Source organism: Lysinibacillus irui (assembly GCF_028877475.1).
Taxonomy (GTDB): Bacteria; Bacillota; Bacilli; order Bacillales_A; family Planococcaceae; genus Lysinibacillus; species Lysinibacillus irui.
The window spans coordinates 4,293,958-4,307,396 of record NZ_CP113527.1 but is presented as its reverse complement, the minus strand read 5'-3'; the positions used below and the strand labels follow the sequence as shown (position 1 = coordinate 4,307,396).

15 protein-coding genes and 2 other annotated features are annotated in these 13,439 nt (G+C 39.1%); all 15 genes read left to right on the top strand.

Going from position 1 to position 13,439, the window contains the following annotated elements; translation table 11 throughout:
* Window positions 1-220: a binding site (T-box leader), on the top strand.
* A 189-nt stretch (window positions 221-409) separates the two neighbouring features.
* The 15 genes from epsC to rpoB all read left to right on the top strand — a co-directional run bounded on the left by epsC (window position 410) and on the right by rpoB (window position 13,333).
* Window positions 410-1,060 (top strand): serine O-acetyltransferase EpsC, encoded by a 651-nt coding sequence (gene epsC / locus OU989_RS21750; RefSeq protein WP_274794971.1) that lies wholly within the window; start codon window positions 410-412, stop codon window positions 1,058-1,060.
* Window positions 1,057-2,457, top strand: a complete 1,401-nt coding sequence (cysS, locus tag OU989_RS21745; protein WP_274794970.1) for a cysteine--tRNA ligase — start codon at window positions 1,057-1,059, stop codon at window positions 2,455-2,457. Before epsC ends, cysS begins: the two co-directional genes overlap by 4 nt.
* Complete coding sequence (locus OU989_RS21740; protein ID WP_396631745.1) at window positions 2,442-2,882, top strand: Mini-ribonuclease 3; 441 nt, start codon at window positions 2,442-2,444, stop codon at window positions 2,880-2,882. Before cysS ends, OU989_RS21740 begins: the two co-directional genes overlap by 16 nt.
* On the top strand, window positions 2,882-3,634 hold the full coding sequence (gene rlmB / locus OU989_RS21735; protein ID WP_274794968.1) for a 23S rRNA (guanosine(2251)-2'-O)-methyltransferase RlmB: 753 nt from the start codon (window positions 2,882-2,884) through the stop codon (window positions 3,632-3,634). Before OU989_RS21740 ends, rlmB begins: the two co-directional genes overlap by 1 nt.
* Before the next feature lie 2 nt (window positions 3,635-3,636).
* Window positions 3,637-4,152, top strand: coding sequence for an NYN domain-containing protein (locus tag OU989_RS21730; RefSeq protein ID WP_274794967.1), 516 nt, complete (start codon window positions 3,637-3,639; stop codon window positions 4,150-4,152).
* Between the two features lie 64 nt (window positions 4,153-4,216).
* On the top strand, window positions 4,217-4,864 hold the full coding sequence (gene sigH, locus OU989_RS21725; protein WP_274794966.1) for an RNA polymerase sporulation sigma factor SigH: 648 nt from the start codon (window positions 4,217-4,219) through the stop codon (window positions 4,862-4,864).
* 76 nt (window positions 4,865-4,940) lie between these two features.
* The gene (rpmG, locus tag OU989_RS21720) at window positions 4,941-5,087 is read left to right on the top strand and encodes a 50S ribosomal protein L33 (RefSeq protein ID WP_274794965.1); all 147 of its coding nucleotides are present in this window, start codon (window positions 4,941-4,943) and stop codon (window positions 5,085-5,087) included.
* Between the two features lie 49 nt (window positions 5,088-5,136).
* Entirely contained in the window at window positions 5,137-5,322 is a 186-nt protein-coding gene (gene secE / locus OU989_RS21715) for a preprotein translocase subunit SecE (protein ID WP_205446172.1), read from the top strand.
* Window positions 5,323-5,663: 341 nt separating this feature from the next.
* Window positions 5,664-6,197 (top strand): transcription termination/antitermination protein NusG, encoded by a 534-nt coding sequence (gene nusG, locus OU989_RS21710; RefSeq protein ID WP_274794964.1) that lies wholly within the window; start codon window positions 5,664-5,666, stop codon window positions 6,195-6,197.
* Between the two features lie 231 nt (window positions 6,198-6,428).
* Window positions 6,429-6,854: a 50S ribosomal protein L11 gene (gene rplK, locus OU989_RS21705; RefSeq protein ID WP_004233593.1), complete on the top strand. Its 426-nt coding sequence runs from the start codon at window positions 6,429-6,431 to the stop codon at window positions 6,852-6,854.
* Between the two features lie 116 nt (window positions 6,855-6,970).
* The gene (rplA, locus tag OU989_RS21700) at window positions 6,971-7,669 is read left to right on the top strand and encodes a 50S ribosomal protein L1 (RefSeq protein WP_274794963.1); all 699 of its coding nucleotides are present in this window, start codon (window positions 6,971-6,973) and stop codon (window positions 7,667-7,669) included.
* A 51-nt stretch (window positions 7,670-7,720) separates the two neighbouring features.
* Window positions 7,721-7,866, top strand: a sequence feature (ribosomal protein L10 leader region).
* Between the two features lie 32 nt (window positions 7,867-7,898).
* Complete coding sequence (gene rplJ, locus OU989_RS21695; RefSeq protein ID WP_025116453.1) at window positions 7,899-8,399, top strand: 50S ribosomal protein L10; 501 nt, start codon at window positions 7,899-7,901, stop codon at window positions 8,397-8,399.
* 72 nt (window positions 8,400-8,471) lie between these two features.
* Window positions 8,472-8,834 carry a 50S ribosomal protein L7/L12 gene (rplL, locus tag OU989_RS21690; protein ID WP_274794962.1) on the top strand — a complete coding sequence of 121 codons (363 nt, stop codon included), beginning with the start codon at window positions 8,472-8,474 and terminating at the stop codon, window positions 8,832-8,834.
* A 78-nt stretch (window positions 8,835-8,912) separates the two neighbouring features.
* On the top strand, window positions 8,913-9,515 hold the full coding sequence (locus OU989_RS21685) for a class I SAM-dependent methyltransferase (protein ID WP_274794961.1): 603 nt from the start codon (window positions 8,913-8,915) through the stop codon (window positions 9,513-9,515).
* A 242-nt stretch (window positions 9,516-9,757) separates the two neighbouring features.
* Window positions 9,758-13,333, top strand: coding sequence for a DNA-directed RNA polymerase subunit beta (rpoB, locus tag OU989_RS21680; protein WP_274794960.1), 3,576 nt, complete (start codon window positions 9,758-9,760; stop codon window positions 13,331-13,333).
* Window positions 13,334-13,439 lie beyond the last annotated feature (106 nt).

The following is a 13,439-nucleotide window of genomic DNA, read 5'->3' as shown; positions in this document are numbered from 1 at the left end:
GAAAAAGCGTTGATAAGGAGAAGTAAGTGGCGCACGCTCTCAAGAGAGGACCATCACCGGCTGAAAGTGGTCTGAGTCTAGGCAAAACTGAAATGCACCTTTGAGCGTAAAGCTGAACTATAGTAGGCTTTATCGAGTCGTTCCCGTTAAAGAACGTCCAAAGTGGAAGGCTTTTTTGCCTTCAATCAGAGTGGAACCACGTTAATTTAGCGTCTCTGTCATTCCTTTTTGGGATGATAGAGGCGCTTTTTATTTTTAGTGAAGCATCTCAAGAGCGGCAATTAGGCAAGGCTTAAAGAAGCGTCCTTACCACAATCATCTACCCAGGAGAGTCTGAAGGAAAATGACAATTGCTTTGTAGGATTTCAAAGGATGTAAATTAGACCAACATGAAGAGGGGGAGTTTTTTGTGTTTAAAAGAATGAAGGAAGATGTGGCTACGATTTTTGAGAATGATCCAGCAGCACGTAGTGTTTTTGAAGTGGTGTTAACCTATTCAGGCCTGCATGCTACATGGGCACATCGAGTGGCACATTGGTTCTTTAAAAGACGCTTTTACTTTATAGCTCGTGCCATTTCGCAAATTAGCCGTTTCTTTACTGGTATTGAAATTCATCCTGGTGCGAAAATTGGCCGACGCTTTTTTATAGATCATGGTATGGGTGTTGTTATTGGTGAAACTTGTGAGATTGGTGATAATGTTACCTTGTATCAGGGTGTCACTTTAGGAGGTACAGGAAAAGAAAAAGGGAAGCGACACCCTACTTTAGAAGACAATGTGCTTGTTGCAACAGGAGCTAAAGTTTTAGGCTCTATCACGATTGGCGAAAATAGTAAAATTGGTGCTGGCTCTGTTGTTTTAAAAGAAGTACCACCAAACGCTACAGTTGTCGGTATTCCTGGTAAAATAGTAATTAAGGATGGCGTGCGTCTAGAGAAAAAGCTAGATCATCAAAATATACCTGATCCTGTAGAAGAACGTTGTCAAGGTTTCGAGAAGCAGATCGCCAAATTGCAGCAGGAAATCGAACGCTTACAAAAGGAGAGAGAAACACGATGAGTATTCAAATTTTTAACTCATTAACAAGACAAAAGGAAACCTTCGTACCGTTAGAAGAAGGTAAAGTGAAAATGTATGTGTGCGGTCCGACTGTTTATAACTATATTCATATCGGGAATTCACGTCCTGTAATTGTTTACGATACAGTACGTCGTTATTTTCAATATAAAGGCTATGATGTAAAGTTTGTATCAAATTTTACGGATGTAGACGATAAAATTATTAAGGCAGCAAATGAGCTGGGAGAAGAAGTACATGAATTAACAGAGCGCTTTATTGCTGCATACTTTGAAGATGTAACAGCACTAGGGTGCAAAAAAGCAGATGTTCATCCACGAGTGACAGAACATATGGACGATATCATTCAATTTATTCAAGTGTTAATTGAAAAAGGCTACGCATATGAATCTGCTGGCGATGTGTATTATCGTACTCGTAAGTTTGATGGCTATGGTAAATTATCGCACCAATCAGTGGATGATTTAAAAATTGGTGCCCGTATTGAAGCAGGAGAGAAAAAAGATGATGCACTAGATTTTGCCTTGTGGAAAGCGGTTAAACCAGGTGAAATTTTCTGGAAAAGTCCATGGGGAGATGGCCGTCCAGGCTGGCACATTGAATGTTCTGTAATGGCTCGTGAACATTTAGGAGATACTATTGATATTCATGCAGGTGGGCAGGATTTAACTTTCCCGCATCACGAAAATGAAATTGCTCAATCGGAAGCACATAATGACAAAACATTTGCGCGTTATTGGATGCATAACGGTTATATTAATATCGATAATGAAAAGATGTCCAAATCTCTTGGTAATTTCATTCTTGTTAATGATATCCGTAAACAAATTGACCCGCAGGTACTTCGTTTCTTTATGTTATCTGTTCATTACCGCCATCCAATTAATTTTGCGAAAGATTTAGTAGAAGCTGCTGCATCGGGCTTAGAACGCATTCGTACAGCTTACAACAACGTGAAGCATCGCCTTACTACTACGGCGAGTCTAGGCGACAACTCAGAAGAATGGCTTAGCAAAATTGCTGAACAAAAAGCGCATTTTGAAGAGGCGATGGATGATGACTTTAATACAGCTAACGCTATTTCTGTATTATTTGAGATAGCTCGTATTGCTAATATTTACTTGAATGAAGCTAATACTTGCAAGAAAGTATTAGAAACATTTATTGAAACTTTTGAGGTATTAGGTGACGTCTTAGGTATTGAATTTGCAAAAGAAGAAGAACTATTAGACGAAGAAATTGAAGCATTGCTACAAGAACGCGTAGAGGCACGTAAAAATCGTGATTTTGCTCGATCTGATGAGATTCGTGACCATTTGCAAGCCCAAGGTATCATTTTAGAAGATACACGACAAGGAACTAGATGGAAACGAGGGTAATTAAGTTGGATAAACTTCGCAATGAAGATGTTAAGCAATTAAATGCGCTAGCGTTAGCCTATATGGGTGATGCTGTATTGGAGCAAAAAATCCGTGAACATTTACTACGCTCTGGACGTGTTAAACCAAATACACTCCATCGTGAGGCGACTCGCTATGTTTCAGCAAAAGCACAATCTATGATCGTTCATCGCATGATGGATGAAAATTATTTAACTGAGGAGGAATTGGCTGTGTTCCGTCGTGGACGCAATGCCAAATCCGGCTCTGTACCAAAGAATACTGATATCCAAACCTATCGTAATAGCTCAGGCTTTGAGGCGGTGCTTGGTAGTTTATATTTATTAAATGAACTAGAACGGGTGTATGAAATCATTGCATATGCTATTCAAATAATCGAGGAATCAAAGGGAGTGTCGAAATAATGGTAGAACAAAATGGTGAAATTATTGCCGGTAAAAACCCAGTGTTAGAAGCACTTCGTTCAGGCCGCGATATGAATAAAGTATGGATTGCAGAGGGTGTTAAAAAATCTGGTGTGAATGAATTGCTAGATTTAGCTCGAGAACGTGGTGTCATCGTTCAGTTTGTTCCAAAAAAGAAAGTCGATCAATTATCGAGTGCTAATCACCAAGGAATTGTTGCTTCTGTTGCAGCATATCAGTATGCTGAACTTGAGGACTTATTTACAGCAGCTGCAAATAAACAGGAAGATCCCTTTTTTTTAATTTTAGATGAGTTAGAGGATCCTCATAACCTAGGGTCTATTATGAGAACGGCCGATGCTATAGGAGCTCATGGAATTATTATTCCGAAGCGTCGATCAGTAAGTTTAACAGCTGTAGTAGCAAAGGCATCTACAGGAGCTATTGAGCACGTGCCAGTTGTACGTGTGAACAATCTTGCTCAAACAATTGATGAGTTAAAAGAACGAGGTATATGGATTGCTGGTACAGATGCGAAAGGTTCTGTCGATTATCGAAAAATGGATGCGACATTACCATTAGCTATCATTATTGGTAGTGAGGGCAAGGGAATGGGTCGCTTATTAAAAGAAAAATGCGATTTTTTATATCACTTACCAATGGTTGGGCATGTTACATCACTAAACGCATCAGTAGCTGCAGCGCTTTTAATGTACGAAGTGTATCGTAAACGTCAAGAAGCGAATGACTAACAATGAAAAACATTTTGCTTGTTGATGGCTATAATATGATTGGATCTTGGAAAGAGCTGCGGCCATTACGTGACACAAATTTTGAAGATGCGCGCAGAAGGTTAATCGAACTTATGGCTGAATATAAAGCAGCTATAGGTTGGCGCGTAATTATTGTTTTTGACGCACACCTTGTACCAGGAGTGGAGCAATCTTATATAGAAAATGATGTAGAGGTCATTTATACTCGGAAAAATGAAACAGCAGATGAACGTATTGAAAAAATGACACATGAATTAAAGGCTAGAAATGTACAAATACATGTAGCAACCTCTGATATGGCAGAGCAAAGCGTTATATTTGGTAATGGCGCCCTAAGGAAATCAGCAAGAGAGCTAGAAATTGATACTAGCATTATCCAACATAAAATTTCACATGATGTAAAGCGAAAACAAGAAAGCAAGCCACCTTCTCGTATAGAATTAAAGCCAGATGTTGCTCTTGCCTTTGAAAAATGGAGACGTGGCTTGAAAGATTGATTGACGCATATTTTCCAATTCCGTTATACTGTTCCTAATTATCTGTTGTGACTGAGGTGATACCATGTTTAAAAATAGCATTGTACAAGTGACACAAGATTTTGAACGATTCAATGATGAAGAACTTATTGAAATGGTGCATCAAGGTAATACAGATGCGTTGGATTTTTTAATTACGAAATACCGTTTGTTAGTAAGAGCGAAGGCAAGATCCTATTTTTTGATTGGAGCAGATAAGGAAGACATTGTGCAAGAAGGCATGATCGGTTTATATAAGGCAATCCGCGATTTTAAGGGAGATAAACTTGCATCTTTCAGGGCTTTTGCAGAGTTATGTATTACAAGGCAAATTATCACGGCTATTAAAACAGCCACTAGGCAAAAACATATACCGTTAAATTCCTATATCTCTTTGGACAAGCCCATATTTGATGAAGAATCAGATCGAACGCTTATGGATGTGCTAACAGGTGCTATTATGGATGATCCAGAAGAATTGATGATTCATAGAGAAGAGTTTGGATATTTAGAAGAAAAGATGAGTGAGATTTTAAGTGAATTAGAGTTACAAGTTTTAGCCCTATATCTAGATGGCCAGTCTTATCATGAAATTTCTGCAAAATTAAACCGTCATGTGAAATCCATTGATAATGCATTGCAGCGAGTGAAGCGTAAATTAGAGCGACATTTAGTTCTTGAGGAAATGTCTTAGCCTTATAGGCCTTTATTGACATTGACAAATATCGGTGTTAGTCTTAAAAAGACATAGTGCCGAAAAAGGTGATTAAATGGCAAAAAAAGTCGTGCTGACTTGCGAGAAATGTGGATCGAGAAATTACACGTTCCCGGCTAAAGAAGGATCTACTGTACGTCTCGAATTAAAGAAATTTTGCTCGCATTGCAATGAACATACAGTGCATAAACAAACGCTATAAAAATGATATGAAAATAGACAGATATGATTGATTCGGAGGTTAAGCTAGAATGGGCAAGATCAAAGGCTTTTTCAGCGATGTAATGTCGGAAATGCGCAAGACAAGCTGGCCAAAAAGTAAAGAACTGACGAAATATACAGTCGTTGTAATTTCAACTGTAGTCATTATGGCTTTATTTTTTGTGTTAGTTGACTTAGGCATTTCATCATTATTCCGCTGGTACTTAGATTTATAATTTAGTAAATAGCATACTTTTGAAATAGCCCGTCCATAGCAATAACGGGTTTTTTCGTTTGTTTTATCTTCATTCAATCGTAGCTCCATATTATTGGTTAGGTGAAATGAAGAGCAGTAATTTATTCTCATTATGATAAGGATGCTACTAGGAGAGTATGATAGTAGCGATAGATGACTATGCTAGTTTCGGTATATATCCGCAAGCTTTTGCTTACTATTAGCGAAAATAAGATTTTCAAATGAGATGTTTGTGAAAAGAGTAAAGAATGCGCTGAGCATATCGCAAATCATTTTCACTTTTATTTGTAAGGGAGGGACGGACGAGAAGTCCTATTAATTATGGAGAAAAATTGGTATGTTGTTCATACGTATTCTGGGTATGAAAATCGTGTAAAAGCAAACCTAGAGAAACGTGTAGAAACAATGGGAATGCAAGATAAAATCTTCCGTGTGATTGTGCCAGAGCACGAGGAAACAGAAATGAAGGATGGGAAAAAACGTACAATGATGCGTAAAGTTTTCCCTGGTTATGTATTAGTAGAGTTAATTATGACAGACGATTCTTGGTATGTAGTTCGAAATACACCGGGTGTTACGGGCTTTATCGGTTCATCTGGTGGTGGAGCAAAACCAACTCCTTTACTGCCAGAAGAAGCGGACCGTTTACTACAACAAATGGGTATGACTGATAAGGTTGTAGAAGTGGATATAACGGTTGGTGAAGCAGTGGAAGTGTTAGAAGGGCCGTTTGCTCATTTCCAAGGACGTGTTGAAGAAATTGACACGGAAAAAGGCAAAGTAAAAGTGACAGTTGATATGTTTGGTCGCGAAACGATTATGGAGCTAGATTTCGAACAAATTCAAAAATTATAGTTCCAATAATAGAACTGTGAGCATGTCAATTGGTAGATGTTTCGCAGATTTTGTTAATTACTACTTGCTTAAAAAAATTAAAAGTGGTATCATTTCATAGGTCAGACTGTCATACTTTGGTTTGACATCTGTAATGATAATTTTAATGTTATCGGCAATTAGCTGACAGACAGATATTGAGTGGGAGGGGCAACCCAATTACCACATCACGGACTTAAGGAGGTGTGTCTCGTGGCTAAAAAAGTTATTAAAGTTGTAAAACTTCAAATCCCTGCTGGTAAAGCTAACCCAGCTCCACCGGTTGGTCCTGCATTAGGTCAAGCGGGTGTGAACATCATGGGATTCTGTAAAGAATTCAATGCGCGTACTGCTGATCAAGCTGGTCTTATTATTCCAGTTGAAATTTCAGTATTCGAGGACCGTTCTTTCACTTTCATTACAAAAACTCCACCTGCAGCAGTTCTACTTAAAGTAGCAGCTGGTATCCAATCTGGATCTGGTGAACCAAACCGTAAAAAAGTGGCAACGGTTAAACGTGATAAAGTTCGCGAAATCGCTGAAACTAAAATGCCAGACCTTAACGCTGCTTCAGTAGAAGCTGCTATGTTAATGGTTGAAGGTACTGCACGAAGCATGGGTATTGTTATCGAAGACTAATCCCATTTACTTGATGTTTTGTTTTTTGGAAGGTTGCGAAGTTTCTTTGTGAACACGCAACCTTTATTCGTGGGAGGTAAAATCCGCTATAACCACAATCAAGGAGGAAATATATAATGGCTAAAAAAGGTAAAAAACTGCAAGATGCAGCAAAATTAATTGATCGTAACTCACTATACAGTGCTCAAGAAGCAATCGAACTTGCTCAAAAAACTAGCACAGTAAACTTCGACGCTACTGTAGAAGTTGCTTTCCGTCTAGGTATTGATACTCGTAAAAACGACCAACAAATCCGTGGTGCAGTAGTGCTTCCAAACGGTACTGGTAAAACTCAACGCGTATTAGTATTCGCGAAAGGTGAAAAACTTAAAGAAGCTGAAGCAGCTGGCGCTGACTATGTAGGTGATGCAGAGTACATCCAAAAAATCCAACAAGGTTGGTTTGATTTCGATGTAATCGTAGCAACTCCTGACATGATGGGTGAAGTTGGTAAACTTGGACGCGTTTTAGGACCAAAAGGTTTAATGCCAAACCCTAAAACTGGTACAGTTACTTTTGATGTAACAAAAGCTATCGAAGAAATCAAAGCTGGTAAAGTAGAATACCGCGCTGATAAAGCTGGTATCATCCACGCTCCTATCGGTAAAGTTTCTTTCTCAGCAGAAAAATTAGTAGAAAACTTCTTAGCTGTATTTGATGTAGTGCAAAAAGCAAAACCTGCTGCAGCTAAAGGTACTTACATGAAATCTGTAAACGTTACAACTACAATGGGTCCAGCTGTTAAAATTGACGCTGCTAATGTAGTAGTAAAATAATTTATATATATGTTGACAACAGCAATAATACATGATATCATGATTGCTGTTGTGAATTATCCATTTGTACCGTAGACAGTAGGAGTGACTTGTCACTTAATGTTCCTACCGAGGACATCGGAATTCAGATTCTTATTTAAAGATGATGACTTTCAGCCTCTGTGTCTATTTGACTCAGAGGCTTTTCTTTTGTCGGTATAAATGACCCATTCTAATAGGAGGTGTCATCATGAGCAAAGCAATCGAAAACAAACAAGTACAAGTTCAAGAGATTACTGAAAAATTCCAAAACGCTTCTTCTGTAGTAGTTGTGGATTACCGTGGTCTTAACGTTGCACAAGTAACTGAGCTTCGTAAACAACTTCGTGAAGCTGGCGTTGAGTTCAAAGTTTACAAAAACACTTTAACTCGTCGTGCTGCTGAAGCTGCTGGTCTTGAAGGAATCAACGACGTATTAGTTGGTCCTAACGCAATTGCGTTCTCAAATGAAGATGTTGTAGCGCCTGCTAAAATCATCAACGAGTTCGCTAAGAAAAACGAAGCTTTAGAAATTAAAGCTGGTATTATTGAAGGTACGATTTCTTCTGTTGAAGATGTTAAAGCACTTGCAGAACTTCCATCACGCGAAGGTCTACTTTCTATGCTTTTATCTGTACTTCAAGCTCCTGTGCGTAACTTCGCACTTGCAACAAAAGCTGTTGCAGAACAAAAAGAAGAACAAGGCGCGTAATTTAATACGCATCAACACTTCTGCGGCCTGATCGCAAACAATAAAACATTATCCAATTAGGAGGAAATTATAATGAATAAAGAGCAAATCTTAGAAGCTATCAAAGCTATGACAGTTCTTGAATTAAACGATTTAGTAAAAGCTATCGAAGAAGAATTCGGTGTAACAGCTGCTGCTCCTGTAGCAGTAGTTGCTGGTGGTGCTGCTGGCGCTGCTGAAGAAAAATCAGAGTTCGACGTAGTATTAGCATCTGCTGGTGCAGAAAAAATTAAAGTAATCAAAGTGGTTCGTGAAATCACTGGTTTAGGTCTTAAAGAAGCTAAAGAAGTAGTAGATAACGCTCCTAAAGCTCTTAAAGAAGGCGTTTCTAAAGATGAAGCTGAAGAAATCAAAGCTAAACTTGAAGAAGTTGGCGCATCTGTAGAAGTTAAGTAATCTCGCGTTACTTTTTAACAAAAGGAAAGCTCGTCATTTTGGCGAGCTTTTTTCTTCATTCTGAGGAGGCGTGAAAAAATGTCAGATCATTATTATACAAGCAAGCCTCAAACTGAGAGTAAACCACGTCACTGGACATTCAATTTACTGGGGCATTCGTTTACTTTTGAAACGGATGCAGGTGTTTTTAGTAAAAGCGAAGTAGATTTTGGATCCCGTGTTTTAATAGACGCTTTTCAAATGCCAGATATTGATGGTGCGATTTTTGATGTAGGCTGTGGATATGGTCCAATAGGGTTATCGATTGCCAAAACAAATCCAGACCGTACCGTTTTTATGATGGATATAAACGAACGTGCAGTTGCGCTTTCGCAAAAAAATGCGCAAGTGAACGGTGTTCAAAATGTGCGAATATTTGTGAGTGACGGCCTATCGATGGTTGATAACGATGTGGAAGCAGCAGCTATCTTAACGAATCCACCAATTCGTGCGGGGAAGGAAACGATTTTCCGCTTTTACGATGGAGCTTATGATCGACTAGTGTCTTCAGGTGAGCTTTGGGTAGTAATCCAGAAGAAACAGGGAGCGCCATCGACAGTGAGTTACTTGGAAGGAAAATTTTCAGAAGTCGATGTTGTTGAGAAGAAAAAAGGATACTGGATAGTACGTGCAAAAAAATAAATGAAATATGTATAATTTATTGACTTGACAAATCGGCTATGATAATATGATACAATGCAAAAATATTATTTTGAGGTCGTATGCCCTTTTTGTATAATTTTGTTTTAATGTGGGTATACTTGCCAAGATAAGTTTAGTTAACCGAAAATGAGATCTTTTTGAAGACTCGTTTTCTTTTTGTCTTTCGAAATCATACACTATTTGTATGATTTTGCAAAGACCTAATATCGCTTTATTGAGGGGTGAATGAGTTGACAGGTCAACTAGTTCAGTACGGACAACACCGCCAGCGTAGAAGCTTTGCGCGTATTAAAGAGGTGCTTGAGCTTCCAAATCTGATTGAGATTCAAACGGCGTCTTACGAGTGGTTCCTTGAAGAAGGTTTACGTGAAATGTTCCGTGACATTTCGCCGATCGAGGACTTTACAGGTAATCTTTCATTAGAATTCATCGATTATTCATTAGGTGAGCCTAAATATGATGTTGATGAATGTAAAGAGCGAGATGTTACTTACGCAGCTCCATTACGTGTGAAAGTACGTCTTTACAACAAAGAAACAGACGAAGTGAAAGAACAAGATGTCTTCATGGGTGACTTCCCATTAATGACTGAAACAGGTACGTTCATTATCAATGGTGCTGAACGTGTTATCGTTTCACAATTAGTTCGTTCACCAAGTGTGTATTTCCATGATAAAACTGATAAAAACGGTAAAAAAGGTTTTGGCGCTACAGTTATTCCAAACCGCGGTGCGTGGTTAGAGTACGAAACAGATGCAAAAGACGTAGTATATGTGCGTATCGATCGTACTCGTAAGCTACCAGTAACAGTGTTACTTCGTGCGTTAGGTTTCGGTTCAGACCAAGAGATTATCGATATTATCGGTGATAACGAGTATTTACGTAATACGTTAGAAAAAGATAACTCTGAAAGTACTGAAAAGGCACTTTTAGAAATCTATGAACGTTTACGTCCAGGTGAGCCACCAACAGTAGAGAGCGCGAAGAGCTTATTATACTCTCGTTTCTTTGATGCTAAACGTTATGATCTAGCGAATGTTGGTCGCTACAAAATGAATAAAAAGCTTCATATTAAGAATCGTTTATTTAACCAAACGATTGCTGAAACGCTTGTAGATCCAGAAACAGGCGAAATTTTAGTAGAAAAAGGTACTGTACTTGATCGTCGTACTTTAGATAAAATCCTACCTTACCTTGAAGATTCATCGAAAGGTATCGGTTTCCGCACTTTATCACAAGTTGGTGGTGTACTTGAGGATGATGTAACCATCCAATCTATTAAGATTTATGCACCAAAAGATGAAGCGCAAAAAGAAATTAATATCATTAGTAATGCGTACATTGATGAAGAAGTGAAGAATATTACACCTGCTGACGTTTTAGCTTCAGTAAGTTATTTCTTCAACTTACTTTACCAAGTAGGAGCTACAGATGATATTGACCACTTAGGTAACCGTCGCCTACGTTCTGTTGGTGAGTTACTACAAAATCAGTTCCGTATTGGTTTATCTCGTATGGAGCGTGTTGTACGTGAGCGTATGTCAATTAACGACACAGCTGCGATCGTACCACAGCAATTAATTAATATTCGTCCTGTAATTGCGTCAATTAAAGAATTCTTCGGAAGTTCTCAATTATCACAATTCATGGACCAAACAAACCCATTAGCAGAGTTAACACATAAACGTCGTTTATCTGCATTAGGACCTGGTGGTTTAACACGGGAACGTGCTGGTTTCGAAGTACGTGACGTTCACTACTCTCACTATGGTCGTATGTGTCCAATCGAGACACCAGAGGGTCCAAACATTGGGTTAATCAACTCATTATCTTCATTTGCCAAAGTAAATAAATTTGGTTTCATCGAAACACCATATCGTCGTATTGACCATGAAACAGGTCGAGTAACGGACCAAATTGATTACTTAACAGCTGATGAAGAAGATAACTACTACGTAGCACAAGCAAACTCTCCGTTAAATCCAGACGGTACTTTTGCTAACGACGAAGTAGTAGGTCGTTTCCGTGGGGATAATACAGTATTCAATAAAGCTCAAATGGACTATATGGACGTTTCTCCTAAACAAGTAGTTTCTGCAGCGACTGCATGTATCCCATTCTTAGAAAACGATGACTCGAACCGTGCACTTATGGGTGCCAACATGCAACGTCAAGCAGTTCCACTTCTTAACCCAGAAGCACCATTCGTTGGTACTGGGATGGAACATGTTGATGCGCGTGATTCAGGTGCAGCTGTAGTAGCGAAATATGATGGTATTGTTGAGCACGTTGAAGCTCGCTCTATCCATGTTCGCCGCATTGAAGTCGTAGACGGTAAAGAGGTTAAAGGCGATTTAACGAAATATAAATTACAAAAGTTCATTCGTTCAAACCAAGGTACTTCATATAACCAACGTCCACTTGTAAAAGTAGGCGAGCGTGTGAAACCACGTGACATTTTAGCAGATGGCCCTTCAATGGAAAAAGGCGAACTAGCTCTTGGACGTAACGTATTAGTTGCATTCATGACATGGAACGGCTTTAACTATGAGGATGCTGTCATTATGAGTGAGCGCCTTGTAAAAGACGATGTCTATACATCTGTTCATATTGAAGAATATGAATCAGAGTCTCGTGATACAAAGCTTGGACCTGAAGAAATCACTCGCGATATTCCTAACGTTGGGGAAGATGCACTTCGTAACTTAGACGAACGTGGTATCATCCGCATCGGTGCAGAAGTACGTGATGGTGATATTCTAGTAGGGAAAGTAACGCCTAAAGGGGTTACAGAATTAACAGCTGAAGAACGCTTACTACACGCAATCTTCGGTGAAAAAGCTCGTGAGGTTCGTGATACTTCATTACGTGTACCACACGGTGCTGGCGGTATCATTCTTGACGTTAAAGTATTTAACCGTGAAGATGGCGATGAATTACCACCAGGTGTTAACCAATTAGTTCGTGCTTATATTGTTCAAAAACGTAAAATCCGCGTTGGTGACAAAATGGCCGGACGCCATGGTAACAAAGGGGTTATCTCGCGTATCTTACCAGAGGAAGATATGCCATTCATGCCAGATGGCACGCCTGTTGATATTATGTTAAATCCACTTGGTGTACCTTCTCGTATGAATATCGGACAAGTTTTAGAGTTGCACTTAGGTATGGCTTCTCGTTACCTTGGCGTTCATATGGCTACACCAGTATTTGATGGTGCCAATGAAGAAGATGTTTGGGAAACGATGGAAGAAGCAGGTATGAACCGTGATGGTAAAACAATCCTGTATGATGGACGTTCAGGTGAACCATTCGATAACCGTGTATCAGTTGGGATCATGTACATGATCAAACTTGCTCACATGGTTGACGATAAACTTCATGCACGTTCAACTGGTCCTTACTCACTAGTTACGCAACAGCCACTTGGTGGTAAAGCGCAATTTGGTGGACAACGTTTTGGTGAGATGGAAGTATGGGCACTTGAAGCATATGGTGCTGCTTATACACTTCAAGAAATTTTAACAGTTAAATCCGATGACGTTGTTGGTCGTGTGAAAACTTATGAAGCCATCGTTAAAGGTGAAAGTGTACCAGAGCCAGGCGTTCCAGAATCATTCAAAGTATTGATTAAAGAACTTCAATCTCTTGGTATGGATGTTAAGATGTTAACAGTTAATGATGAAGAAGTAGAACTTCGTGATCTAGATGAAGAAGACGATCTTCAACCAGCTGACGCACTTAACATTGCACCACAGCCAGATACAGAAGAAGAGCCAGTAGAGTCTTTTGAATAATGGAAAACCAAATTCACAGTTGTGAATAGGTCAAACTTATTTTTCAAATTAGCCGGGCAGGATTTAACGCCCTGCCTGGCTTTTTCTTTTAATAAATCATTCTATT

Excerpts from the sequence above, each read along its gene's own strand:
- cysS (WP_274794970.1), top strand. The coding sequence starts at position 1,057 with ATGAGTATTCAAATTTTTAACTCATTAACAAGACAAAAGGAAACCTTC.
- OU989_RS21740 (WP_396631745.1), top strand. The coding sequence starts at position 2,442 with ATGGAAACGAGGGTAATTAAGTTGGATAAACTTCGCAATGAAGATGTT.
- rlmB (WP_274794968.1), top strand. The coding sequence starts at position 2,882 with ATGGTAGAACAAAATGGTGAAATTATTGCCGGTAAAAACCCAGTGTTA.
- OU989_RS21730 (WP_274794967.1), top strand. The coding sequence starts at position 3,637 with ATGAAAAACATTTTGCTTGTTGATGGCTATAATATGATTGGATCTTGG.
- sigH (WP_274794966.1), top strand. The coding sequence starts at position 4,217 with ATGTTTAAAAATAGCATTGTACAAGTGACACAAGATTTTGAACGATTC.
- rpmG (WP_274794965.1), top strand. The coding sequence starts at position 4,941 with ATGGCAAAAAAAGTCGTGCTGACTTGCGAGAAATGTGGATCGAGAAAT.
- secE (WP_205446172.1), top strand. The coding sequence starts at position 5,137 with ATGGGCAAGATCAAAGGCTTTTTCAGCGATGTAATGTCGGAAATGCGC.
- nusG (WP_274794964.1), top strand. The coding sequence starts at position 5,664 with ATGGAGAAAAATTGGTATGTTGTTCATACGTATTCTGGGTATGAAAAT.
- rplA (WP_274794963.1), top strand. The coding sequence starts at position 6,971 with ATGGCTAAAAAAGGTAAAAAACTGCAAGATGCAGCAAAATTAATTGAT.
- rplJ (WP_025116453.1), top strand. The coding sequence starts at position 7,899 with ATGAGCAAAGCAATCGAAAACAAACAAGTACAAGTTCAAGAGATTACT.
- rplL (WP_274794962.1), top strand. The coding sequence starts at position 8,472 with ATGAATAAAGAGCAAATCTTAGAAGCTATCAAAGCTATGACAGTTCTT.
- OU989_RS21685 (WP_274794961.1), top strand. The coding sequence starts at position 8,913 with ATGTCAGATCATTATTATACAAGCAAGCCTCAAACTGAGAGTAAACCA.